The 23,652-nt window shown below is 72.4% G+C and carries 24 protein-coding genes; 14 read left to right on the top strand and 10 right to left on the bottom strand.

Translation table 11 applies throughout. The features are described from left to right. Positions 1–80 precede the first annotated feature (80 nt). Entirely contained in the window at positions 81–1,046 is a 966-nt protein-coding gene (locus tag ABZ193_RS37665) for an MBL fold metallo-hydrolase (RefSeq protein WP_354713435.1), read from the bottom strand. Positions 1,047–1,129: 83 nt separating this feature from the next. Here ABZ193_RS37665 and ABZ193_RS37670 point away from each other — a divergent pair, with 83 nt between their 5' ends. Then, a complete protein-coding gene (locus ABZ193_RS37670; RefSeq protein ID WP_354713437.1) occupies positions 1,130–2,086 on the top strand; it encodes a LysR substrate-binding domain-containing protein in 957 nt (318 codons plus the stop codon). On the opposite strand, the gene ABZ193_RS37675 is transcribed toward ABZ193_RS37670, so the two are convergent. Together ABZ193_RS37675 and ABZ193_RS37680 are read right to left on the bottom strand one after the other, a co-directional pair. After that, positions 2,038–2,946 (bottom strand): serine hydrolase, encoded by a 909-nt coding sequence (locus tag ABZ193_RS37675; RefSeq protein WP_354713439.1) that lies wholly within the window; start codon positions 2,944–2,946, stop codon positions 2,038–2,040. The two genes, ABZ193_RS37670 and ABZ193_RS37675, sit on opposite strands and share 49 nt — an antisense overlap. Then, positions 2,943–4,016 carry a Glu/Leu/Phe/Val dehydrogenase dimerization domain-containing protein gene (locus ABZ193_RS37680; protein ID WP_027936407.1) on the bottom strand — a complete coding sequence of 358 codons (1,074 nt, stop codon included), beginning with the start codon at positions 4,014–4,016 and terminating at the stop codon, positions 2,943–2,945. The genes ABZ193_RS37675 and ABZ193_RS37680 overlap by 4 nt, the downstream gene beginning before the upstream one ends. 154 nt (positions 4,017–4,170) lie before the next feature. On the opposite strand from ABZ193_RS37680, the gene ABZ193_RS37685 reads away from it, so the two are divergent. Continuing rightward, entirely contained in the window at positions 4,171–4,953 is a 783-nt protein-coding gene (locus tag ABZ193_RS37685) for an alpha/beta hydrolase (protein WP_354713441.1), read from the top strand. 133 nt (positions 4,954–5,086) lie between these two features. Here the strand turns inward: ABZ193_RS37685 and ABZ193_RS37690 are convergent, their stop codons facing one another. Together ABZ193_RS37690 and ABZ193_RS37695 are read right to left on the bottom strand one after the other, a co-directional pair. Continuing rightward, positions 5,087–5,836 carry a tryptophan 2,3-dioxygenase family protein gene (locus ABZ193_RS37690; RefSeq protein ID WP_020421734.1) on the bottom strand — a complete coding sequence of 250 codons (750 nt, stop codon included), beginning with the start codon at positions 5,834–5,836 and terminating at the stop codon, positions 5,087–5,089. Further along, a complete protein-coding gene (locus ABZ193_RS37695; RefSeq protein ID WP_354713443.1) occupies positions 5,833–7,185 on the bottom strand; it encodes a TrpB-like pyridoxal phosphate-dependent enzyme in 1,353 nt (450 codons plus the stop codon). Before ABZ193_RS37695 ends, ABZ193_RS37690 begins: the two co-directional genes overlap by 4 nt. Before the next feature lie 53 nt (positions 7,186–7,238). Here ABZ193_RS37695 and mtnA point away from each other — a divergent pair, with 53 nt between their 5' ends. The 3 genes from mtnA to ABZ193_RS37710 all read left to right on the top strand — a co-directional run bounded on the left by mtnA (position 7,239) and on the right by ABZ193_RS37710 (position 11,349). Next, positions 7,239–8,222, top strand: a complete 984-nt coding sequence (gene mtnA, locus ABZ193_RS37700; protein ID WP_354713445.1) for an S-methyl-5-thioribose-1-phosphate isomerase — start codon at positions 7,239–7,241, stop codon at positions 8,220–8,222. A gap of 95 nt (positions 8,223–8,317) precedes the next feature. Beyond that, positions 8,318–10,234: a S53 family peptidase gene (locus tag ABZ193_RS37705; protein ID WP_237336004.1), complete on the top strand. Its 1,917-nt coding sequence runs from the start codon at positions 8,318–8,320 to the stop codon at positions 10,232–10,234. Between the two features lie 185 nt (positions 10,235–10,419). Then, the gene (locus ABZ193_RS37710; RefSeq protein WP_354713447.1) at positions 10,420–11,349 is read left to right on the top strand and encodes an aminoglycoside 3'-phosphotransferase/choline kinase family protein; all 930 of its coding nucleotides are present in this window, start codon (positions 10,420–10,422) and stop codon (positions 11,347–11,349) included. On the opposite strand, the gene ABZ193_RS37715 is transcribed toward ABZ193_RS37710, so the two are convergent. Beyond that, positions 11,309–12,196 carry an alpha/beta hydrolase gene (locus ABZ193_RS37715; RefSeq protein WP_354713449.1) on the bottom strand — a complete coding sequence of 296 codons (888 nt, stop codon included), beginning with the start codon at positions 12,194–12,196 and terminating at the stop codon, positions 11,309–11,311. The two genes, ABZ193_RS37710 and ABZ193_RS37715, sit on opposite strands and share 41 nt — an antisense overlap. Between ABZ193_RS37715 and ABZ193_RS37720 the strand changes: the two genes are divergently transcribed. Next, positions 12,195–12,362: a helix-turn-helix domain-containing protein gene (locus tag ABZ193_RS37720; protein WP_354713451.1), complete on the top strand. Its 168-nt coding sequence runs from the start codon at positions 12,195–12,197 to the stop codon at positions 12,360–12,362. The genes ABZ193_RS37715 and ABZ193_RS37720 overlap by 2 nt on opposite strands. On the opposite strand, the gene ABZ193_RS37725 is transcribed toward ABZ193_RS37720, so the two are convergent. Continuing rightward, positions 12,363–12,983 (bottom strand): response regulator transcription factor, encoded by a 621-nt coding sequence (locus ABZ193_RS37725; RefSeq protein ID WP_354713453.1) that lies wholly within the window; start codon positions 12,981–12,983, stop codon positions 12,363–12,365. Next, positions 12,980–14,149, bottom strand: a complete 1,170-nt coding sequence (locus ABZ193_RS37730; RefSeq protein ID WP_020421742.1) for a GAF domain-containing protein — start codon at positions 14,147–14,149, stop codon at positions 12,980–12,982. Before ABZ193_RS37730 ends, ABZ193_RS37725 begins: the two co-directional genes overlap by 4 nt. A gap of 176 nt (positions 14,150–14,325) precedes the next feature. On the opposite strand from ABZ193_RS37730, the gene ABZ193_RS37735 reads away from it, so the two are divergent. Genes ABZ193_RS37735 through ABZ193_RS37755 form a run of 5 tightly spaced genes read left to right on the top strand, consistent with a single transcriptional unit; the run spans position 14,326 to position 19,154 of the window. Continuing rightward, positions 14,326–15,114, top strand: a complete 789-nt coding sequence (locus ABZ193_RS37735) for an ABC transporter ATP-binding protein (protein WP_354713454.1) — start codon at positions 14,326–14,328, stop codon at positions 15,112–15,114. Continuing rightward, the gene (locus tag ABZ193_RS37740; RefSeq protein ID WP_020421744.1) at positions 15,111–15,881 is read left to right on the top strand and encodes an ABC transporter ATP-binding protein; all 771 of its coding nucleotides are present in this window, start codon (positions 15,111–15,113) and stop codon (positions 15,879–15,881) included. Before ABZ193_RS37735 ends, ABZ193_RS37740 begins: the two co-directional genes overlap by 4 nt. Next, positions 15,882–16,760, top strand: coding sequence for a branched-chain amino acid ABC transporter permease (locus ABZ193_RS37745; RefSeq protein ID WP_020421745.1), 879 nt, complete (start codon positions 15,882–15,884; stop codon positions 16,758–16,760). Then, positions 16,753–17,907 carry a branched-chain amino acid ABC transporter permease gene (locus tag ABZ193_RS37750; protein WP_027936410.1) on the top strand — a complete coding sequence of 385 codons (1,155 nt, stop codon included), beginning with the start codon at positions 16,753–16,755 and terminating at the stop codon, positions 17,905–17,907. Before ABZ193_RS37745 ends, ABZ193_RS37750 begins: the two co-directional genes overlap by 8 nt. Then, entirely contained in the window at positions 17,904–19,154 is a 1,251-nt protein-coding gene (locus ABZ193_RS37755; protein WP_020421747.1) for an ABC transporter substrate-binding protein, read from the top strand. The genes ABZ193_RS37750 and ABZ193_RS37755 overlap by 4 nt, the downstream gene beginning before the upstream one ends. 39 nt (positions 19,155–19,193) lie before the next feature. Here ABZ193_RS37755 and ABZ193_RS37760 read toward each other — a convergent pair whose 3' ends face one another. Both ABZ193_RS37760 and ABZ193_RS37765 read right to left on the bottom strand, forming a co-directional pair. Next, the gene (locus ABZ193_RS37760) at positions 19,194–20,510 is read right to left on the bottom strand and encodes an FtsX-like permease family protein (RefSeq protein ID WP_354713456.1); all 1,317 of its coding nucleotides are present in this window, start codon (positions 20,508–20,510) and stop codon (positions 19,194–19,196) included. A 4-nt stretch (positions 20,511–20,514) separates the two neighbouring features. Further along, positions 20,515–21,273, bottom strand: coding sequence for an ABC transporter ATP-binding protein (locus ABZ193_RS37765; protein WP_354713458.1), 759 nt, complete (start codon positions 21,271–21,273; stop codon positions 20,515–20,517). A gap of 67 nt (positions 21,274–21,340) precedes the next feature. Between ABZ193_RS37765 and ABZ193_RS37770 the strand changes: the two genes are divergently transcribed. The 3 genes from ABZ193_RS37770 to ABZ193_RS37780 all read left to right on the top strand — a co-directional run bounded on the left by ABZ193_RS37770 (position 21,341) and on the right by ABZ193_RS37780 (position 23,514). Then, positions 21,341–21,883: a TetR/AcrR family transcriptional regulator gene (locus ABZ193_RS37770; protein WP_354713459.1), complete on the top strand. Its 543-nt coding sequence runs from the start codon at positions 21,341–21,343 to the stop codon at positions 21,881–21,883. A gap of 63 nt (positions 21,884–21,946) precedes the next feature. Then, a complete protein-coding gene (locus ABZ193_RS37775) occupies positions 21,947–22,744 on the top strand; it encodes a 2-keto-4-pentenoate hydratase (RefSeq protein WP_027936411.1) in 798 nt (265 codons plus the stop codon). Then, on the top strand, positions 22,741–23,514 hold the full coding sequence (locus ABZ193_RS37780) for a 4-oxalocrotonate decarboxylase (protein WP_020421752.1): 774 nt from the start codon (positions 22,741–22,743) through the stop codon (positions 23,512–23,514). Before ABZ193_RS37775 ends, ABZ193_RS37780 begins: the two co-directional genes overlap by 4 nt. Positions 23,515–23,652: the final 138 nt, after the last annotated feature.

Here is a 23,652-nt window from a genome sequence, read left to right on the forward strand (position 1 = left end):
CCGCCTCCCTCCCCTCGCCCCTTACTGTGGCGCCCTCCCGGGGGGTCTTGCGCGCGCCCCCCCTCGCGCCCCGACCCGGGTCAGAGCGCGAAGGTCCGCAGGTGGTCGACCACGACGAACCGCGAGGCCGGGGACGCCGCCGCCACCGCCGACCGCAGCGCGTCCAGGCCGCCCCAGTCGCGGGCCGGTTCGGTCAGCGGGTGGTCGAAGTCGTCCCAGTGCGTGGGGATCACATAGGGCGGTTGCCCGAGCACACGCAGCAGGCGGCCCACGTAGTCGGCGATCTTGCCGCCACCGGCGGGAAGCAGCACCACATCCGGACGCAGACCGTCCAGTTCCGACTCGACGTAGTTCGATCCGCCGAAGTCGATCACGCTGCCGCCGCGGGCGGAGGTCACGTGGTACGCGAGCGTTCCGCCCTCCACAAGATCCTGAATATATTTCGGTTTTGGCAGGTGGCCGAGCCCGAGACCCGGCCGCGTTCCCGGGAACGGCACCGCCGCCCGCGCGCCGGACGCCGAGTGCAGTGAGCGCAGGATCCGGATCGTGTAGCCGTCGAAGGTGAGGAACTCGCCGCCGCTCGCGACCGCCAGCTGGTCCTCCGGAGCGCCGAGCGCGGCCATCAGGTTCAGGTGCGTTTCCGTCCCGTACACGGTCGCCCCGGTTTTCCGCGCCAGGTACGGAACATCGGTCAGGTGGTCGTAGTGGCCGTGGGTCACCAGGATGTGGTCGGCCCGCAACTCGCCGCTGTCCACGTAGTGGTCGATGAGGCCGGTGTCCACGGACAGCCGGGTCTTCGGGTCCGCCCCCTCCGGCGAGTAGGTGCCGGTGCGGAAGCGGGTCAGCCACGGGTCGATCAGGACGGTCTTCGTGGTCGTGCCGTCGGCGCTGGGCATCCGGATCTCCCAGCTGTTGTTCCCCCACCAGCGCAGCGTGAGTCCCCCGCCGGTCGCGGCACGGGCGGCCGCGGGCGCCACTCCGGCGAGTACGGCGGCGGCCCCCAGGCCCGCCCCGAACACCCCGCGCCTGCTCAGTCGATCAGTCATGGCGCCAGCCCAGCACGGAAGTGGTACGGCTGTCCAAGACCAGTCCTGGCCTGCCCTGATACCCCGGCGGATATCGTCGCAGGGTGGACCCACTGCGCGCGTTGCGCTACTTCGTCGTGGTCGCCGAAGAACTCCACTTCGGACGTGCCGCGGACCGGCTCGGCATCGCCCAGCCGCCGCTGAGCCAGCGCATCCGCAGGCTCGAGGACGACCTCGGCGCGCGGCTGTTCGAACGCGACAGCCGCCGCGTCGAGCTGACCGAGGCCGGGCAGATCCTGCTCGCCGAATCGCGTGACCTGCTGGCCCGGTGGGAGCGGATGCGCACGCTGGTCGGGAAGGCGCACCGCGGCGAGATCGACGCGCTGCGGGTCGGCGTGCCGCCGGAGCTGGCGGGGCGCGTGCTGGCCGACCTGCTCACCGAGTTCGGCCGCGCGTGCCCGGACGTGCGGCTGGACCTGCAGGAGCTGACGACGACCGAGCAGGTGCGGCTGCTGGCCGACCGCGAGCTGGACGCCGGGTTGCTGCAGCACCCGGTGGACGTCTCGGGGCTGGAACTGGGTCCGGCGGTGCAGACGCCGCTGGGGGTCGTCCTGCCGCGGGATTCGCCGCTGGCGGCCCGGTCGGAGCTGGCGCTGGGCGACCTGGCCGGGCACGGGCTGGTGCTGTTCCCGCGGGCCGCCGCGCCCGGCCTGTACGACGCGACGCTGCGGACGTGCTGGGAGCAGGGTTTCCGCCCGTCGCACGTGCGGCACGCGCGGAACCCGGAGTTCCTGCTGGGGCTCGTGTTGTCCGGGCAGGGCGTGGCGTTCGACCAGGGTCTGGTGGCGCGCAAGGAGCCGCGCGTGGTGTGGCGGCCGCTGGCGGCGGGGTCGCTGTCGTGGCGGATGTCGGTCGCCTGGCCCGCGGTGAACCCGCACCCGGAGGCCGCGCGGCTGGCGGACGTCGTGGCGGACGTGCTGGCGCGGGACGGGGTGACCACGCTCGCGCCGGTTCAGGACCCGGTGCAGCGGCCGTGGAGCGTGGTGTTCGGGCGCTCGTGAACGATCTCCTCGATCGCGGCCTTCGCGGCCTCGCCGATGGCGTGGTCGACGTCCGGCAGGCGCGATTCGAGCGTCGGGGCCTTCGTGAACACCGCGACGGCGTAGCGCTCGCCCGAGGGATACTCGGCGACGCCGATCTCGTTGCGCACCGCGAGCAGGGAACCGGTCTTCCCCCACACCCGGACCTGGGGCGGGAAGGCGGCGGTGAGGCGGTGCCAGTTGACCTGCTGGCCCATCAGCTGCCGGATCCAACCGCACGCCTCGGGCGGTCCCGCGGTGTCGCCGGCGATCGCGGCGAGCAGGGTGGTCATGTCGCGCGGGGTGCTCGCCGAGGTCCGGAGCGGGTCGAGTGCGCGGGTGGCGAAGACCTCCTCGGCGGACAGAGCCGGGAAGCGGCGGGCGAAATCGGCGGCGTCGCGGGCGCCGATGTCCTCGGCCATGGTGGCGACGACGTCGCGCGGCGAACCGATGACGCGGGTGTCCGCCAGCCCCAGCTCGCGCAGCAGCGAGCGCACGTTGTCCAGGCCGACGCGGTCGAAGAGCAGGTCGGCCGCGGTGTTGTCGCTGACCGAGAGAGCGAAGAACGCCGCGTCCCGCAGGCTCATCTCGACGTCGTCGGCGCAGCCCGCGGTGCCGGTGCCGCCGAGCCGGTCGGCCGCGGTGACCCGCAGGCGATCGGCCGGGTCGAGCCGCCCCGCGGCGACCTGGCGGGCCAGTTCGAGGACGAGCGGAACCTTGACGACGGAGGCGAGCACGACCGGCTCGTCCGGGTGGTGACCGGTTTCGCCGCCGCAGTCGAGGCAGCGGGCGTGCAGCCAACCCCGCACGCCCGCCGCTTCGAAGATCTTCCCTGGTGTCACACGGTAAGGATGGACCGCAGCCTGCCGACCTCCGACATGCGGCGCTCCGCCAGGCGGTCGGCGGCCGTCGCCGGCGGCACGCCCTCGGCCTTGGCCAGCTCGAACACCGCCTTCGTCGTCTCGAAGATGCCTGCCGCCTTGCGCTTGGCCCGCTCGAAGTCGAAGCCGTGCAGCTCGTCGCTCACCTGGATCACGCCGCCCGCGTTGACCAGGTAGTCCGGCGCGTACAGCACGCCCCGGTCCTCCAGCGACTTCTCGATGCCGGGGTGGGCGAGCTGGTTGTTCGCGGCGCCGCACACGATCTCGGCGCCCAGCTCGGGCACCGTGGTGTCGTTGAGCGCGCCACCGAGCGCGCACGGCGCGAAGACGTCGAGCGGCATCCGCAGCAGCGTGGCGTTGTCCTCGACGACCTCGACCGCCGGGTGGGCGGCCTTCACGCGCTCGACGGCGGCCTGCGACACGTCGGTGACCGACACCCGGGCGCCGGCCTCGACGAGGTGCCCGACGAGGATGTGCCCCACCTTGCCGACGCCGGAGACGCCGACGTGCCGGCCGGCCAGGTCCGCGCTGCCCCACCGGAACTCGGCGGCGGCGCGCATGCCCTGGAACACGCCGAACGCGGTCAGCACCGAGGAGTCGCCCGCGCCGCCGTCGTCGCGGGAGCGGCCGGTGACGAAGCGGGTCTCGCGGGCGATGACGTCCATGTCGGCGACGTAGGTGCCCACGTCGCAGGCGGTGTAGTACCGCCCGCCGAGCGACTGGACGAACCGGCCGTAGGCGCGCAGCAGCGCCTCGGTCTTGGTGGTCGCCGGGTCGCCGATGATGACGGCCTTGCCACCGCCGAGGTCGAGCCCGGCGAGGGCGTTCTTGTAGGCCATGCCCTTGGACAGCGCGAGGACGTCGTCGAGCGCGTCGCTTTCGCGGCTGTAGGGGTAGAAGCGCGTGCCGCCGAGGGCGGGGCCGAGCGCGGTCGAGTAGATCGCGATGATCGCCTTCAGGCCGGTCGCCTGGTCCTGGCAGAACACGACCTGTTCGTGACCGCTTTCGCGGCCGAACACTCCATCCGTCACGGTGGTGACTCCTCATCTGCGACCCGTCCGGCGACGTTCGTGGCGCCGCGGAGGGGTACCGGTTGTGGGTGGAGCTCCCGGGAAGGTCGTTCCCGTCGGCTCCTGAGGAGAAACTTAGCGTTCTTCGGGCGAAAAGCCATGGGAAGATCGGGCGATGCACGTGCGCACCGGTGGTTCCGACGGACCGACCCTGCTCGCCCTGCACGGCCTCGGCGCGACGGGGGCGGTGTGGAACGGGCTGGTCGAGCGGTGGCCTGGCCGCTGGATCGTGCCCGACCTGCCCGGCCACGGCCGGTCGGAACCGCTCCCCCGGTATTCGTTCGGGGCGCTGGCCGCCGCGGTCGCCGAGGTCGTGCCTGCCGGGACGACGGTGGCGGTGCTGGGGCACTCCCTCGGCGGGGTGGTGGCCCTCACCCTGGCGAGCGGTTGGTTCGGGGTGCGGGTGAGCGGGGCTTGCGGACTCGGCATGAAGGTGCGCTGGAGCGACGAGGAGCTGGCGCGGGCCGCCGACCAGGCCGGGCGGCCGGCGAAGGTGTTCGGCTCCCGCGACGAGGCCGCGGCGCGGTGGCTGAAGGTCTCCGGGCTGCACGGCCTGGTGCCCGCGGACTCGCCGATCGTGGACAGCGGGCTGGTGGAGGGCTCGGCGGTGGCTGAACACGCGCCGGACGGGGGCGCGCCGGGCGGGGGCCGCGAGCGCACCGAGGGTTGGCGGCTGGCGCTGGACCAGGCGGCGTTCGGGGTGGGTGCCCCGGACCTGGACGGGCTGCTCGCCGCCGCGCGGGCGCCGGTGGTTCTCGCGGCGGGTGAACACGACCCGATGTGCCCGGCCGAGCACCTGCCGGACGGCGCGGTGATCCTGCCGGGGCTGGGGCACAACGCGCACGTCGAGGACCCCGCCGCGCTGGACCCGCTGCTGGCCCGCCTGCGCGACGCCTGACCGCCCGGGACTGGCCAACTCGCCACGTTGAACAGCCAACCCGCCGCGCCCGGCGAGTCCCGGTGCCGCGCCCGGTGAGTTCCCCAGCCCGGCGAGTTCCCCGGTGCCGCGCCGGGCTGGTCGTTCGCGGCCGCTACAGGTCGGCGCGCACCGCCCACAGGTCCGGGAACAGCGGTTTGAACAGCGTCCCCCGCAGGTACTTCGCGCCGGACGAGCCGCCCGTGCCAGCCTTGTCGCCGATCGTGCGTTCCACCATCTTCACGTGCCGGTACCGCCACTCCTGCACGCCCTCGTCCAGGTCGACCAGGTGCTCGGCCACCGTGGCCGGCCCGCCGTCGTCCGTGTAGACCCCCAGCAGCAGCTTCCGGCGGTCGCCGCTGACGTCGTAGCCGTGCACCGACAGGTAGGTCAGGAACGAGTCGAACAGCGACGGGCGCGCCATCGCCGCCGCGATCCGCTTCCGCGCCGGGCTGTCCTCCGGGTAGTGCGCGACCATCCCCGCGTCGCGGCGGCCCAGCACCGCCTCCAGCTCCCGGAACTGCGCCGACTGGAACCCGCTCGCCGCGTCCAGCCGGGTGCGGAAACTGGTGAACTGGCTCGGCGTCATCGTCTCCAGCACGTCGATCTGCGCGACCACGACCTTCAGGATGGTCAGCACCCGCCGCAGGGTGCGGATCGCGTGCGCGGTGTCGCCGGCTTCGAGCCTGGCCTGCAGGTGCGCCAGCTCGTGCAGCATCTGCTTGAACCACAGCTCGTACACCTGGTGGATCACGATGAACAGCAGCTCGTCGTGTTCCTCCGACCGCGGGTGCTGCGCGGCCAGCAGGTCGTCCAGCGCCAGGTACGACGTGTAGGTCAGGGACGCGTGCTCGCCCGAGGTCACGGCAGCCCCGCCAGCGAGTCGGCGAGCGCGGACTCGGGCAGTTCATTGTCAGTCATCTGCCCGGACAGGTACGCGGCGTAGGCGGGCAGGTCGAGGTGCGCGTGCCCGCACAACGCGGTCAGGATCGCCTTCTCCTCCCCGGTTTCTTTGCAGCGCAACGCTTCCTGGATGCAGGCCGCCAGCGCGTGCGTCGGCTCGGGCGCCGGGATGATGCCCTCGGCGCGGGCGAACCGCACCCCGGCGGCGAAGCACTCCTGCTGCCCCACCGCGAGCGCCTCGACCAGGCCCAGCTCGTAGATGTGCGACAGCAGCGGCGCCATCCCGTGGTAGCGCAGGCCGCCGGCGTGGATCGGGTCCGGGATGAAGTCGTGACCCAGGGTGTGCATCTTCAGCAGCGGCGTCAGCCCGGCCGTGTCGCCGAAGTCGTAGGCGTAGCGGCCGCGCGTCAGCGACGGGCACGCGGCGGGCTCGACCGCGCGGATCACCGGGTCGATCCGCCCGGCCAGCTTCTCCCGCAGGAACGGGAACACCAGCCCGCCGAAGTTGGACCCGCCGCCGGTGCAGCCGACGATCACGTCCGGCGTGTCGCCGGCCTGCGCGAACTGCAGCAGAGCCTCCTCGCCGATCACCGTCTGGTGCAGCAGGACGTGGTTGAGCACGCTGCCCAGCGCGTACCGGGTGTCCGGGTCGGCGGCCGCCTGCTCGACGGCCTCGCTGATCGCGATGCCCAGGCTGCCGGTCGAGTCCGGGTCCGCGTCCAGCACGGCGCGCCCGGCCGCGGTCTCCTTCGACGGGCTCGGGTGCACCGTGGCGCCGAACGTCTCCATCATGATCTTGCGGTAGGGCTTCTGGTCGTAGGAGGCCCGCACCTGCCAGACCTCGCACTCCAGCCCGAACGTCGCCGACGCGAACGCCAGCGCGCTGCCCCACTGCCCGGCGCCGGTCTCGGTGGTCAGCCGCCGGATGCCTTCCGCCGCGTTGTAGAACGCCTGCGGCACGGCGGTGTTCGGCTTGTGCGAGCCGACCGGGCTGACGCCCTCGTACTTGTAGTAGATCCGGGCGGGCGTGCCGAGCGCCTTCTCCAGGCGCCGCGCCCGGTACAGCGGCGATGGCCGCCACAGCCGGTAGACGTCCAGCACCTCGCCGGGGATGTCGACAAAGCGATCTTGAGTGACTTCCTGGCCGATGATCGCCTGCGGGAACAGCGGCGCGAGGTCGTCCGGCCCGACCGGCTCGCGCGTGCCGGGGTGCAGCGGCGGTGGCGGCGGCTCCGGCAGGTCGGGGATCACGTTGTACCAGGTCGTGGGCAGGTCCGACTCGTCGAGCAGGTACTTCGTGCGACCGGTCATCGGATGCACCTCCCTCGTGGCGGCTCCCCCAGCTTGGCTCGCGATGGCGTTCAATGGAAGACGTGCGCAGGACCATCGACTGGGTGAACGGTGCCGTCGAGATCATCGACCAGGTAGCCCTGCCGGGCGAGTACCGGACGCTGCGGCTGACCACCGTGGACGAACTGATCGACGCGATCCGCAGGCTGGCCGTGCGCGGCGCGCCCGCGCTCGGCGGCGCCGGGGCGCTGGGCACCGCGCTGGCGGCCTTCGCCTCCGACGACCCGGCGGCGGTGCGCACGGACGCCGAGCGGCTGGCCGCCGCCCGGCCCACCGCGGTCAACCTGAGCTGGGGCGTGTCTCGCGCGCTGGCCCGGCTCGGCGACGGTCCCGGCGCTGTCCTCGCCGAGGCGCTCGCCCTGCTCGGCGAGGACGAGCGGCTCAACCACGAGGCCTCCGCCCGCGCCGCCGAGCTCATCCTGGAGAAGTGCCCGCGCCGCCCGCTGCGCCTGCTCACGCACTGCAACGCCGGGCGGCTGGCGACGGTCGGGTGGGGCACCGCGCTCGGCGTGGTGTGGCACCTGCAGGCGGCCGGGCGTCTGGAGTACGTGCTCGCCGACGAAACCCGCCCGCTGCTGCAGGGCGCGCGGCTGACGGCGTGGGAGCTCGCCGAGGCGGGTGTGCCGCACCGGGTGTTGCCGGATTCCGCGGCGGCCGCCGCGATGGCGCGCGGGATGGTCGACTGCGTCGTGGTGGGCGCGGACCGGATCGCGGCCAACGGCGATGTGGCGAACAAGATCGGCACCTACGGCCTGGCGATCGCCGCCGCGCGGCACGGGCTGCCCTTCGTCGTCGTGGCGCCGTCGTCCACAGTGGACCCGGAATTGGAATCGGGCGAATCCATCGTCATCGAAGAACGGGCGCCGGAGGAGATCACCACCATTTCCGGCATTCCGGTCGCACCGCCCGGGACGAATGTGTTCAACCCGGCGTTCGACGTGACTCCGGCGGAGCTGATCACGGCCGTGGTCACCGAAAAGGGGCCGATGGCGCCCTGAATTCCGTTTGCCGGGTTCCCGACTTTCTTCGGTAACCTGGTAACGAATTCGCTGACGCGCTGGCTTTTCCCGGACGCGGTTCTAATGTCTGCGCAATGCGAAGAGCATTGACTGTTGTCGCGTCGCTGGCGCTGGCGGGTGGTGTGCTCGTGCCGGGCACCGCCGCCGCGCAGGGACGCGCGGTGATCCCGCTGTCCCACCCGCTGTGGGCGACCCCGCAGGCCAAGGTCGCCGAGTCCGCCCCGTCCGCGAAGCTCAGCTTCCGGGTGTACCTGACCACGCGCGACCAGGCCGGCGCGGACGCCACCGCCCGCGCCGTGTCCGACCCGTCCAGCCCGTCGTTCCGCCGGTACCTGACGCCGGACCAGGTGCGCGACCGGTTCGCCGCGACCGACGAGACGCTCGGCGCGGTGCGGAACTGGTTGTCCGGCAGCGGGTTCAGCATCGGCGAGGTCCCCGCCAACCGCGCCTACGTCGAGGCGACCGGCACCACCGGCCAGGTCGAGCAGGCGTTCGGCGTGGACCTGGCGCGCTACCGCGTCGACGGGCAGGTGCTGCGGGCCGCGGACCGGGAACTGTCGGTGCCCGCCGCGTTGTCCGGGGACGTGCTCGGCGTGATCGGCGTCGACCAGGCCGGCGCGCTGATGAAGCCGGACACGACGGACGGATCGCCCGCGGACGTGCCGCCGTCCGACGGTTTCCGCAACGCGCAGCCGTGCAGCGCCTACTACGGCGAGAAGACCGACACCACCGACCCGGCCTACAACGGGCAGCAGCGGCCGTACGCGCCGTGCGGCTACACGCCCGCGCAGCTGCGGTCGGCCTACGGGCTGGACGGGGTGCGGGCGGACGGCAGCGGCACCACGGTGGCCATTGTGGACGCTTTCGCCTCGCCGACGCTGTACGCCGACGCCGCCGAGTACGCCAGGCGCAACGACCCGGCGCACCCGCTGCGGCGGTCGCAGTTCGCGGAGAAGGTGTTCCCCGCCAACGTCGACCAGGAGCCGCCGGACCAGTGCGACGCGGCCGGCTGGTACGGCGAGCAGACCCTGGACGTCGAGGCCGTGCACGCGATGGCGCCCGGCGCGAAGATCCTGTACGTCGGCGGGTCCGACTGCCAGGACTCCTCGCTCGACGAGGCCCTGAACTGGATCGTCGCCGGGCACGAGGCCGACATCATCTCCAACTCCTACGGCGACGCGGGCGAGGACATCCCGGCCGCCGAGGTGCGGGTGTGGACGCAGATCGCGCAGCAGGCGGCGATGGAGGGCATCGGCGTTTACTTCTCCTCCGGCGACAACGGTGACGAGGCAGCCAGGCTGGGCAGCCCGTCGGCGGACTTCCCGGCGTCGGACGCCTGGGTGACCGCGGTCGGCGGGACGAGCCTCGCGGTCGGCAAGGACGGCCGGACGTTGTTCGAAACCGGTTGGGAGACCGGCAAGAGCACGCTGACCGGCGGGACGTACGGCCCCGCCGCGTACACGTCCGGTTCGGGCGGCGGCACCAGCGTGCTGTTCGACGAGCCGTTCTACCAGCGGGGTGTCGTGCCGGACGCGCTCGCGGCGCAGAACCAGCGCGGCAAGGCGAAGGGCCGCGTGGTGCCCGACATCTCCGCGCTGGGCGACCCGAACACCGGTTTCCTGGTCGGGCAGACGCAGACCTTCCCCGACGGCGTGTACTACGACCAGTACCGGATCGGCGGCACCAGCCTGTCGTCGCCGCTGGTGGCCGGGATCATGGCGGTGTCGGACAGCCTGACCGGGTTCCACCACGGGTTCGTCAACCCGGTGATCTACCGGGCCGGTGGCACCCCGGCGATCAAGGACGTGCGCCACGTGGACGGGGCGGTGATGCGGGTCGACTACGCGAACTCGGTGGACGCGAGCGGCGGCCTGATCACGTCGGCGCGTGAGCTGGACTGGCCGGGCCTGACGATCCACACGACACCCGGCTACGACAACGTGACCGGGCTGGGCGTGCCGAACGGCTTGGCGTTCCTGCTCCTGCCCTAGCGGGTGCCCGTGGCGGCCACCGGAAGGCGGTGGCCGCCACGGTTATCTTCGCTGCGTGGGACTACCGACGGCGGAGGCCGAGGAGCAGTTCGAAGCACTGGCCCGACGGCTCGGGGCGCCGCGAGGCTTGACCACATCCCAGCCAGTCACCGAAAACCGGTGGCCGCCGCGGTTATCTTCGCTGCGTGGGACTACCGACGGCGGAGACCGAAGAGCAGTTCGAGGCACTGAACCCCCAGGACTTCGCCACCGGCGTCGAGGCGCTGGCCCGGCGGCTCGGGATCCGCGGCGAGGTGAGCCGGTTCGCGACCGGGTCGCTGCCGGCCTACGCGTGTGGCGACGGGCTGGTCCTCAAGCTCTACCCGCCCGCCTACCCGGCCGACTTCGCCACCGAGAGCCGGGTGCTGCGGGTCGTCGACGGTCGCTTGCCGGTCGCGACGCCGCACGTGCTGGACACCGGCGAGCTGGACGGCTGGCGGTACCTGCTGATGAACCGCCTGCCCGGCGTGCCGCTCGGCGAGGTGCCGGTCGCCGAGCAGATCCGGCTGGCGCCCGCGCTCGGCGCGGCGCTGGCGACGCTGCACGCACTGGACGTCCCGGACCTGGGGCCCTCCAACTGGGCCGGGTTCGTCACCGAGCAGGCGGCGTCGGCGGTGACGCGGCAGCCGGCACTCGACCAGGTGTGGGCCCGGCAGATACCGTCCTTCCTGGACTCCGCCGACCTGGGATCGCCGCCGCCGGTGCTGCTGCACACCGAGGTGATGGCCGAGCACGTGCTGGCCGTCCCCGACGGCGGCGGGTGGCGGCTGTCCGGGTTGTTCGACTTCGAGCCCGCCATGCGCAGCGCCCCCGAGTACGAGTTCGCGGCGATCGGGATCTTCGTGACCCGCGGCTCGCCCGAGTACCTGCGCGCCCTCCTGGACGGGTACGGCCTCGTCCCGGACGAGGACTTCCCCGCACGCTGCCTCGCCTACCTGCTGCTGCACCGCTACTCGAACCTCGCGTCCTACTTCAAGGACCTCCCGGCACCGGCGAAACCGACGCTGGAGGCGCTGGCTCACGCCTGGTGGCCGGTCAGCGGTGCGCCTTCGAAAACCGCTGCAACAGCGCGCTGAACCCGGCGGCGTGCGTGACCGGCGGGGTGTGCGCCACGCCGTCCAGGACCTCGACCGGCTCGGCGGCCGGCAGCGCGGCGGCGAGAGCCACCCCGGCCTCCGGCGGGATCGGCAGGTCCGCGCTGCCGTGCACCACCAGCGCCGGCGCGGTGATCTCGCCGAGCCGGCGCGCCACGCTGTCCGCGCCCATCAGCGCCCCCACCGCACGGCTCAACCGCTCCGCCGGCTGCCGTCCCAGGCGGGGCAGCCAGTGTGCTTCCGCTGCGCGCGAGCCCAGGAGCAGTTCCAGCACCGCCGAACCGGTTTCGCTGACGGCCCCGGCGGCGAAACCGTCCCGGATCTGCGCTATCTGCGCCAGCGCCGGGCCGGGGAACGCGTCCGCGGCGGTGTCGACCAGGGTCAAGCTCGCCACCCGCTCCCCGGCGAGCAACGCGGCCCGTAGCGCGGTGAAGCGCCGGTGCGCCGCCAGCCGGTCCGCCCGTTCTTCCACGTCGCCGGGCTGGTCACGCGCGACACCGGGCGGCACGCCGTGGACTTCCGTGCGGAGGCGCTCAGCGAGGGCAGCGTGTTCTGGCTGCGCCCCGGCCAGGTCCACCACGTCCTGGCAGCGTCGGACCTGCACGGGGTGCTGCTGCTGTTCACCGGGGCCGCCCTCGCCCCCGGCACCCCGGTCGCCCCGCTCGTCGCCGCCGCGCCAGCCGTCCCAGGCACGGCTTTGGCGGTATTCCAGCGGTTCGCGACGGCCCTGGAGGCGGACCACGCCCGGCGGCACCACGTGCGCGACTACGAGCAGGCGGTCCACGCGCGCGCGCACCATCGACCGGGCGGTCCGGCGGGCCAGGGGCATGAGCGCCAAGAGGTTCCTCGACGAGCGGATCGCCCTCGAAGCGCGGCGGCTGGCCACGACCGACACCACGGTCGCCGCGCCGGCCGCCCAGCTCGGCTTCACCGAGGCGACGAACTTCGTGAAGTTCTACCGTCGCCTGACCGGCACCACCCCGCACGCCGCCTGATCACAGCAGCCCGGCCTCGGACGCCTTCCCGATCGCCTCCACGCGGTTGCGCGCCCCCAGCTTGTGCAGCGCGGACTGCAGGTACGTCTTCACCGTGTTCCGCGTCAGCCCGGTCGTCTCCGCGATCTCCGGGTTCGTCTGCCCCTGCGCGGCCAGCCGCAGCACCTCGTACTCGCGCCGGGTCAGGCCGCTGCGCGCCAGCGCGTCCGAGCGTGTCGAGTGGTCCGGCATGATCCGCGGGTCGACCACGCGCTCCCCGCGCAGCACCCGCCGCAGCGCGGACACCAGGTCGGTGCCCGCCACGTCCTTGAGCAGGCACCCGTTGGCGCCCGCGTCCAGCGCGGCCAGCAGCCCCTGGTGGTCGCCGTGCGCGGTGAACACCACGATGCGCCCGGCGGGGTGCACCTGGCGCAGCCCGGCGATCACCTCCGGCGCGAGCATGTCCGGCAGCCGCAGGTCGAGCAGGATCAGGTCGGGCCGCAGCTCGCCGACCCGCAGCAGCGCGACCCGCCCGGACTCCGCGCTGCCGATCAGCTTCAGCGACGGCTCGGCCCGCAGCAGCAGGGTGACCCCGTCGCGGACCACGGGGTGGTCGTCGACCACCAGCACCGTCGCCGTCATGGCACTTCGGGCACCCAGGCCCGCAGGGTGCAGCCGCCGTCCTCGTCGCGGACGAGGCTCACCCGCCCGCCCAGCCGCGCGGCCCGCTCCGCCAGCGAGCGCAGGCCCATCCCGGTGCCGGGCGAGTCTTCGGCGTCCTCGCCGGTGCCGTCGTCGGCGACCACGACCTGCACGCCGCCCCCGCTCGGCCCGAGGCTCACCACGACCGAGCAGGCCCGCGCGTGCTTCTCGACGTTGAGCAGCCCCTCCCGCACCGCGCACACCAGCAGCGCGGTGCGCTCGGCGTCCAGCGGCCGCACCGGGGCGAGCTGCACGAACCGGGCCGGCAGCCCGCAGCGCGCCTCGAACGAGCGGCAGTGCTCGGCCAGCTCGACCGGCAGCGCCCGTTCCGGTGTGGACTCCGACAGCGACAGCAACGACTCGCGCAGCGCCCGGGACGCCGCCGACACGTCACCTTCCAGGCGGCACAACCGGCCCTCCAGCACCGGATCGCCCGCCACGTCCTGGTGCAGGTTCCGCACCTGCACGCCGATCGAGAACAGCAGCGCCCCGACCGAATCGTGCAGCGCGCTCTGCATCCGGCGCCGCTCGGCGGAGATCGCGTCGGCGCGGTCGGACTCGGCGACGCCGGCCAGTTTCAGCGCGAACGCGGCCTGGTCGGCGATGCCCTCCAGCCGCCGCACCGCGTCGTCGCCGAAGTCGGCGGGCTCCCGCATCGCGGCGTAGGCGATGGCGAGCGTCTCCGGTTTGCCGCGCACCCGGCTGATGATCGGGACGGTCAGCAACGCGGCGAGCCCCTCGCCCGCGACCTGGGCGTCGAACTGGTGCGTGATAGTCGGCGCCCGCAGGTAGTCCGACACCTTCACCGGCTTGCCGGACGCCAGCACCCGGCCGCCGACGCCCTGGCCGGTGGGCACCACGAGGTTCTGGATCGCGTCGGTCCGGTTGCCGGCCATCCACCGGATGACGGCGGTGCCGGGCCGCTCCAGCTCACCCACGAACGCGGCGTGCACGCCCAGTGACTCCCGGATGAGGTGCGCGGTGCCCTGCAGGGCTATCACCCGGTCGAGGGTCCCGAGCAGGCCCTCGCGCTCGCGCAGCAGCTCGTCGAGCACGTTGCTGTGCTCGACGGCACGGTCCGCGGCGACGCGCTGCTCTGCGGTCACGCGCCCACAATCGCACATCCGCTCCAATCCGGACATCCCCTCTTGGAGAGGGCACGGTTGGGCAAAAGTCCGGCATACCTCTCCAAGTGGGGGTGTCGGACCGGCGAGGGCCGATCAAGGATTGCCGCCACCGAGAGTGACGCCCGTCACGCAATCGGAGGAGGTGTGCGCCCCCGGTGTTGAACGTCCGAGACCTGCACGTCCGCTACGGCCGCTCGGTCGCCGCGCTGCACGGCGTCGACCTGGCGGTCCCCGACGACGGGGTCCTCGCCGTCCTGGGCAGCAACGGCGCGGGCAAGTCCACACTGCTCCGGACGATCTCCGGCACGCTCAAGCTGCACCGCGGCGTCGTCACACGCGGTGAGGTCCGGCTGGGCGAAACGCGGATCGACCGGCTCGACCCGGCGGCCATCGTCCGGCTCGGCGTGGTCGGCGTTCCGGAGGGCCGCCAGATCTTCACCCGCATGTCCGTCGACGAGAACCTGCGCGCCGGCGGCATCGCCGTGTCGCCGGAGCAGCGGCTCAAGGCCCGCAAACGCGTGCATGAGCTGTTCCCGGTGCTGGGCGAGCGCGCCCGGCAGCGCGCCGGACTGCTCTCCGGCGGCGAGCAGCAGATGCTCGCGATCGGACGGGCGCTGATGTCCACCCCGCAGGTGCTGCTGCTCGACGAACCGTCGCTCGGCCTCGCGCCGAAGGTGGTCGAGCAGATCAGCGGCATCATCCGCGAGATCCACGCCCAAGGCACCTCGGTGGTGCTGGTCGAGCAGAACGCGGTGATGGCGCTGAACGTCGCCGACCACGCCGTCGTGCTGGAGGTCGGCACCGTCGCGCTCGCCGGGCGCTCCGACGAGCTGTCCCGCAGCGAAGACGTCCAGCGCCTGTACCTGGGCGGGCACGCGGAAACCCAGGTCGCGGAGGCCGACGCCGGGCCGCGCAAGCACTTCCTGTCGAGGTGGGGCGGATGATCCCGGAACTGCGCGTCGAGCACCTCACGCTCCGCTTCGGCGGGCTGACCGCGCTGGACGACGTCTCCTTCACCGTGGTGCCCGGCTCGCTGCACGCCCTCATCGGGCCCAACGGCGCCGGGAAGTCCAGCTGCTTCAACGTGATCAGCGGCCTGTACCGCGCCACCGAGGGCCGCGTGCTGCTCGGCGACACGGAGCTCACCGGCATGCGGCCGCACAAGATGGCGAAGCTCGGCATCGGCCGGGCCTTCCAGAACGCGGCGCTCTCGCCCGGATCGACCGTGCTGGACAACGTGATGCTCGGCAGGCACGCCCTCACCCGCGGTGGGTTCCTGGAGTGCGCCCTGCGCGCGCCGTGGACGGTGCGCGCCGAGCGCAAGCACACCGAACGGGCCAAGGAGATCTGCGACTTCCTCGGCATCGGCAGGCTGCTGCACACGCCGGTGGCCGCGCTGCCCTACGGCCAGGTCAAGCGCGTGGACATCGCCCGCGCGCTGGCCGTGGAACCGGTGCTGCTCCTGCTGGACGAGCCGGCCGCGGGCATGAACGCGGCGGAGACCGCCGACCTGGCGGCCACGATCCACGACGTGCGTGACGAGCTGGGCATCTCGATCCTGCTGGTGGAGCACGACATGGGCCTGGTGATGGGCATCGCGGACCGGGTCACGGTGCTCGACTTCGGCCGCCGCATCGCCGACGGCCCGCCGAACCAAGTGCAGAACGATCCGGAGGTCATCCGGGCATACCTGGGAACGGAGGCCGCGTAGATGGACACGTTCCTGCAACTGGCGGTGAACGGCCTCGGCAAGGGCGCGGTCTACGCGCTCCTCGCGCTGGGGTTCGTGATCATCTTCAAGTCCACCGAGGTGATCAACTTCGCGCACGGCTCGCTGGTGCTGTTCGGCGGCTACCTGGTCGTCGCCACGCGCGAATCGCTGGGCTGGGTGGGCGCGTCGCTGGTCGGCATCGTCAGCGCCGGGCTGCTGGCACTGGTGGTGGAGCGGCTGCTGCTGTCCCGCACGAAGCTGGCCGATCCGAACAGCCTCGCGCTGCTCACGATCGGGATCGACGTGATCGTGACCGAGGAGATCGTGCGGCGCCTCGGGGTCGGCGTGCCGTTCCTCGGCGAGGCGTGGGACGCCAAGCCGATCCAGGTCGCCGGCATCACGCTGTTCCGCACGCACCTGGTCGCGATGCTCGTGGCCGCGGTGCTGATCACCGCCTTTTACCTGGCGTTCAAGTTCTCCAACTGGGGTGTCGCGATGCGCGCCCAGGCGGAGAACCGTGAGGCGGCCGCGTTGATGGGCATCCGAAGCCGCCAGGTGACCGCCACCGCGTGGCTGGTGGCCGGCCTGCTCGCCGGGGTCGCGGTGCTGTTCCTGGCCACCCAGGACTTCTCCGGCGCTGGCCTGTCCCGCGGTACGCACTCGATCGCGCTCGCCGCGTTCCCCGCCGCCATCCTCGGCGGGCTCGACTCGACCGCGGGCGCGATCGTCGGCGGGCTGGTCGTGGGGCTCGTCGAGGCCCTGTCCGCGGAGTACATCTCGTTCGACTTCTCCAAGAGCGCGGTGTTCCTGGTGATGCTGCTGGTGCTGGTGCTCCGGCCGTCCGGGCTGTTCGGAACGAGGGAGATAACCCGTGTCTGAGCTGGCGATGCGGGCCACGGTCGCGGACGCCCCCGCGAAGGCCCCGGCGAAGTCGGTGCGCTGGCTGCGGCTGCTCGCCTGGCTGGTGCTGCTGGCCGTGCTGCTGGTGCTGCCGCTGTACCTCGGCGCGGAGTGGCTCAAGGCCGGCCAGTGGATGATGACCGGCGCGGTCGGCGCGATCGGGCTGACCATGCTGGTCGGGCAGGCCGGTCAGCTGTCGCTGGCGCACGCGTTCTTCCTGCTCGCCGGCGGCACCACGTACACGGTGCTGGCGAGCGGCACCGAGGACGGCCGGGTGATCGGCTTCGGCGTGGACCCGCTGCTGTCGCTGCTGGCCGCGGTCGCGTTCACCGCCGTGCTGGGCCTGGCGTTCGCGCCGGTGTCCGGGCGGCTGCGCGGCATCTACCTCGGGGTGGCGTCGCTGTCGCTGGTGTTCATCGGGCTCTACTTCGGACAGTCGGCGGAGCGCCTGACCGGCGGCACGTCCACCGGCCGCACCCCGGCGCCGTTCGAGCTGTTCGGGTTCACCTTCGACAGTTCGGGCGGACTGGTGATCCTCGGTGTGCCGTTCCGGCAGGCCGAGAAGATGTGGTACCTGTACCTGGCCCTGACGGTGATCGCGTTCGTGCTGGCGCGCGGCGCGGTCAACAGCCGGGTCGGGCGGTCCTGGCGCGCGGTGCGCGACCACGAGGCCTCCGCGGCCGCGATGGGGGTCAGCGTCGCCCGGGCGAAGGCCGGCGCGTTCGCGGTGTCCTCCGCCTACGCCGGGCTGGCCGGCGTGATGACCGTGCTGTGGTTCGACATCCTCAAGCCGGACGAGAACGAGTTCGGCACGTACGGCATCAACGTCTCCATCGCCTACCTGGCGATGGTCATCATCGGCGGCCTCGGCTCGATCGGGGGCGCGCTGGTCGGCGCGCTCATCGTGTTCGGCCTGCCGCAGGTGCTCTCGCTCTACTCGACACAGCTGGGGATCTTCACCGGGAGCGGCGAGGGCGCGTTCACCCCGATCCTCGTCAGCACCTTCGTCTACGGCGCCGCGATCATCCTCGTCGTGCTCTTCGAGCCGGGCGGGCTCGCGGCGATCGGGCGCCGGATCACCGGCGGCCTGCACAGGGAACGGAAGAAGGAAGGAACGTCCCGATGAAGCGACGGCTTTCCCTGGTCCTCGCGGCGATGCTGGCCATCGCCGCGTGCGGCACCAAGGCGGGCGATCAGGGATCGTCCGGCTCGGACGCCTCCGGCGTCAAGACCGATCTCGGCGTCACCGCCAACGAGATCACCCTCGGCGTCATGACCGACATGACGGGCCCGTTCAAGAACCTCTCGATCGGCATCACGCACGGCAACCAGTTGTGGGTCAACGACTTCAACGCGGCAGGCGGCGTGTGCGGGCGGCAGGTCAAGCTGGAGATCGTCGACCACGCCTACAAGGCCGACACCGCGAAGACCCTGTACCCGCAGCTGGAGCCGAAGGTGCTCGGGTTCGTCCAGATCGTCGGGTCGCCGATCATGGCCGCGCTGAAGCAGAACATCAAGTCCGACAAGACGACCGCGACCCCGGCGTCCTGGTCGTCGGAGCTGCTGGACAACCCGTACGTGATGATCGTCGGCACCACCTACGACGTCGAGATGATCGACGGCATGTCCTACCTGCAGGAACAGGGCATGATCAAAGACGGCGACACGGTCGGGCACATCTACATCGACGGCGAGTACGGCGCGAACGGCCTGCGCGGCGCCCGCTACTACGCGCAGAAGCACGGCATGAACCTGCGCGAAGTCAAGATCACCTCCTCGGACAACGACCTGACCAACATCGTCACGGGTCTGCGTGGTGAGGGCGTCAAGGCGATCATGCTGACCACCACGCCGGCGCAGACCGGTTCGGTGGCGGCGGCGAACAAGGCGCTCGGGCTGAACGTGCCGCTGCTGGGCAACAACCCGACGTTCGACCCGGTGCTGCTGAGCAGCCCGGCCGCGAACGCGCTGGACCGGCTCTACGTCGTGGCCAGCAGCGTGCCGGTGGCCGCGGACGTGCCGAAGGCGAAGGACGTGCTGGCGAAGTACAAGGCCGCGAAGTTCCCGGAGGCGCCGAACGCCGGTGTCCCCTACGGCTACGCGGTGGCCGAGGTGTGGGGCGCGGTGCTGAGGAAGGCCTGCGACAACAAGGACCTGACCCGCGACGGCATCCTCACCGCGCTGCAGCAGACGACCTCCGCCGACACCGGTGACCTGGTCGCGGCGCTGGACTTCTCGAAGCCCGGCGCGCCGCCGACCCGCGAGGTCTACGTTGCGCAGCCCGACGCGGGCGTCGAAGGCGGCATCAAGTACGTGAAGCCGCTGTTCGAGGCCGCGGACGCCAAGGACTACGTGGCACCGCACCAGAAGTGAGCGCGCCTGGTGGCCCGTCCCCGTTGGCGGGCCACCAGGTCAGTGCACGGCGGCCGTGCGGACCGCGCGGTTGCCCGCGACCGTGGTGACGCCGAGCGCGATCACCGCGCCGAGCACGATGCTCAGCAGGTACGGCCCGGCGGCGAACGCCGCCGCCGGGCTGCCCGTCTTGACGACGGCGAACGGGGTGACGCACACCAGCGCGCCGACGCCGGCTGCGATCACGCTGACCAGCGTCGCGGCGACGATCTCCCGCAGCAGCATCCCGCGGGTCTGCCCGGAGGTCGACCCGATCAGCGACATGGTCGTGAACTCCTCCTGCCGCCTGCCCAGCGCCGCCACCAGGTTGTTGGTCAGCGCGATCGCCATGAACACCGCGATCAGGACCACCACCAGGTAGTTGATCGACGCCAGGACCTGCGCGGTGCTGCCATCGGCCGAGTGCCGGTTCTCGATGCCCTGCATGCTGAGCGTCCCGGCGGACACGCCGACGAGCAGCGTCAGGAAGGTGACCGCGGGCCGCACCCGTTCCGGCGCCGCGGACAGGTTGACGGCCGCCAGGTGCCCCGCCGCGCCGCGCGGTGACAGGACCTTCAGGACCCGGTTCACCAGGACGACCAGCTCCGGCGCGAGCACCGCGAGCCCGATCGCGACGAGCACGGTGGCGGGCCCGGTCATCGCGGTGGTCGCGATGTCGTCCGCGTCCATGGCGAGGACGGCCGAGGACGACCCGATCCCCGCGATCAGCATCACGGCCGCGAGGATGCGGCGCGGCGACCGGCGGGACCGCTTGCTCAGCACCGGCGCGGGCCCCTCGACCGGACTCCGCCCGGCGATCCTGCGGCTGCCGATCCACGCGGCCACGATGCTCGCGAGCAGCACGACGACGACCCCGGCGACCGGCAGCGCCAGACCCGGCGCGTAGGCCGTGGAGCCGGCGACCAGCCCCGAGGACCGGACCGCGGCCAGCACGATCCAGCCGAGCAGGTAACCCAGCAGCAGACCGGGCAGCGCGGCGACCGCCGAGACGGCGAGCGTCTCCGCCGAGACCATCACCTGGATCTGCCGCGGCGTCGCCCCGATCAGGCGCAGCCCGCCGATCTCCGCGGCGCGGCCGCCGAGCGTCACGCCGATCGTCGACACCATCGCGAAGACGACGATCGCCACCACCCAGCCGCCCATGATCATCGGGAACTGGGTCAGGAACGACCGGTCCGCCCCGGCCGTGCCGTCCGCGAGCCCGGTGGCGAGCAGCGTGGTCATCGTCGACACCAGCGCCATCCCGATCAACGCGATCAGGCCGGTGGCGACCGCCGCGCCGCGGTGGTGGCGGAACAGCCGCAGGGCGAGGCTCACCACGTCAGTTCACCCCCATCGCGGCGGCCCGCTCGGCCGACTCGATCAGGGTCGCCATGCGGTGGGCGACCGCGGCCGCCGCGGGGCGGGCCATCTGGTCGACGATCAGGCCGTCGGCCAGGAACAGCACCCGGTCCGAAAAGGACGCCGCGACCGGGTCGTGCGTCACCATGATGATCGTCTGGCCCTGGTCGGCGAGCGCGCGCAGCAGGCTCAGGACCTCGCGGGCGCTGCGGATGTCCAGCGCACCGGTCGGCTCGTCGGCGAAGACGACCTCCGGGTCGGTGATCAACGCGCGCGCCACCGCGACGCGCTGCTTCTGGCCGCCGGAGAGCTGGTCCGGCCGGTGGGTGCCGCGGTTGCCCAGCCCGACGCGCTCGAGCAGGGCGGCGGTCCGGCGCGGGTCGGGCTTGCGCCCGTCCAGCCGCAGCGGCAGTTCGACGTTCTCCTTCGCGGTCAACGCCGGCAGCAGGTTGAACGCCTGGAACACGAAGCCGACGCGCCTGCGGCGCAACTCGGCCAGCTTGGTCTCGTCGAGCCCGGCGAGGCTCACGCCGTCGAGCTCGGCCGTGCCCGCGGTCGGCGTCCGCAGCCCGGCCGCGCAGTGCAGCAACGTGGTCTTGCCCGACCCGGACGGGCCCATGATCGCCGTGAACGAGCCCCTCGGCACGTCCAGGTCGATGCCACGCAGAGCGTCGACCGGCCCCGCTTCCCCCTCGAATCTGCGGCGCAAGCCCCGGATGCGCACAGCAGGAGTCCCCATGTCAGATCCCTTCTCCAACCCTTGAACGAACGTTTTAAACGAACGTTTATATGATACGGTAGCACACATGGGACACCGGGAGAACTTGCTGATCGCGGCGCGGGAATGCCTCCTCCGGGCCGGCTACGCGCGCACCACCGCGCGTGACCTGGCCGCCGCTTCCGGCGCGAACCTGGCGTCGATCAACTACCACTTCGGGTCGAAGGAGGGCCTGCTCACGCGGGCGCTGAACGACCTGAACGCCGAGTGGGGCGAGCTGCTGTTCCAGGCGCTCGGCGAGGGCGACACGAACGAGGCGCGCTGGGGCCGGATCATCGAGTCGATCCAGGCGAACCGGCAGCTGTGGTTCGTGAACTTCGAGGGTGTCGCCTACCTGCAGCACGACGAGAAGATCCGCGACATGAACGCGCGTGGCCAGCAGGCCGCCCGCACGGCGCTGGCGCAGGCGTTCGCCGGGCTGGGGCCGGACGCGGCCCCGGACCGGGTGCGGATCGTCGGCTCGCACTACTACTCGCTGCTGGTCGGGGTCGCGCTGCAGTGGCTCACCGATCCGGACAACGCCCCGAACGCGGCCGAGATCGTCGCGGCGGACCAGGGGGCGCGGGTCTGAGGCGTGCCGCCCAGCGGGACGCGGTGGTTGCGATCCGCCGGGGTGGCCACGAGAGTTCAGGCCATGGATGCGACAGCGGTGCGGGAGGCGGCCGACCTCCTGCTGCAGGCCTACGCGGCGGGCAAGCCCATCGCGCCCCTGATCGAGACCTACCCGGGCGCGACCGTCGAGGACGCCTACCGAATCCAGCTCGACCAGGTGCGTGTGTGGACCGAGGGCGGCGACGAGATCAAGGGCCACAAGGTGGGCCTGGCCTCGGCCGCGATGCAGCGTCAGATGGGCGTCGACCAGCCCGACTACGGGCACCTCACCGGCACCATGTTCCACCTGGAGCACCAGCCGATCCCGGTCGGCAGCTTCCTGCAGCCGCGCATCGAGCCGGAGATCGCGTTCGTGCTCGGGCGGAAGCTGTCCGGGCCCGGGGTGACGGTGGCCGACGCGGTGCGCGCCGTCGACTTCGTGGTGCCCGCGCTGGAGATCGTGGACTCGCGCATCGAGGACTGGCGCATCTCGATCGTCGACACCATCGCCGACAACGCCTCTTCCGGCGGAGTGGTGCTGGGCAGCAGGCCGACCGCACTGTCCTCGGTGGACCTGCGCCTGGCCGGCTGCACCCTGCACTCGGGCGGTGAGCTGGTGGCGACCGGGGCGGGCGGCGCGGTGCTCGGGTCGCCGCTGAACGCGCTGGTGTGGCTGGCGAACACCGTGGGCCCGCTGGGGATCGACCTGGAGCCGGGGCACGTGGTGCTGCCCGGGTCGATGACGAAGGCGATCCCGCTGCGCCCGGGTGACACCGTGGTGTCGACGGTGGCGGGGCTGGGCAGTGTGACGGCTGTGTTCGGGTCGAAGGAGGACGCGTGACCGGGTGGAGCATCGCCGAGGCGGCGCGGGTGCTGCTGGCGGCGGAGGACGCGGGAACGGCGCGCGGCCCGATCACCGAGGAGTGGCCCGGCCTGGACGTGCGCACGGCGTATGCGGTGCAGGACGAGGCGTTGCGGTTGCGGCTCGCGCGCGGCGAAAAGCTGATCGGGCTCAAACTGGGCCTGACGTCGAAGGCGAAGCAGGAGCGCATGGGCGTGGACCGCCCGGTGATGGCCTGGCTGACCGACGCCATGGTGCTGCCCGCCGCGGACCCGCTGCCGAAGCTGATCCACCCGCGGGCCGAGCCGGAGATCGTGTTCGTGCTGGGCTCGCGCCTGGCGGGCCCCGGCGTCACGGCGGCCACCGCGATGGCGGCGGTGGACCGGGTGTACGGCGGGATCGAGGTGATCGACTCGCGGTACGCCGACTTCCGGTTCGCCGCGCCCGACACCATCGCCGACAACGCCTCGTCGAGCGTCTTCCGGGTCGGCTCGGTGGGGGTCGCGCCCGCCGGGCTGGACCTGACGCTGGAGGCGTGCCTGCTGGAGGCCGACGGAGCGATCGTGGACAGCGCGACCGGCGCCGCGGTGCTCGGGCACCCCGGCGAGGCGCTCGCGCTGGCAGCCAACGCACTGGCGGAACGGGGCCTGGCGTTGGAGGAGGGGTGGATCGTGCTGACCGGCGGCCTGACCGACGCCGTGCCGATCTCATCGGGCGCCCGCATCGCCGCACACTTCACAAGCCTGGGCTCAATCACCCTGGCCGGCTGACCAACCACAAAACCGCCGCCCGGCAACGAAAGCCCCTCACCCTCCGAACCACTCCCCTCCCGCAACCCGATCCCCAGCCAAATCGGTTGCCGAGCCACCGGGTCAAGGCACGCTTTCCCGCCTTGACGCGGTGTCTCG

Origin of the sequence: Amycolatopsis sp. NPDC006125, from assembly GCF_040614195.1 — a bacterium.
Classification (GTDB): Bacteria; Actinomycetota; Actinomycetes; order Mycobacteriales; family Pseudonocardiaceae; genus Amycolatopsis_E; species Amycolatopsis_E tucumanensis.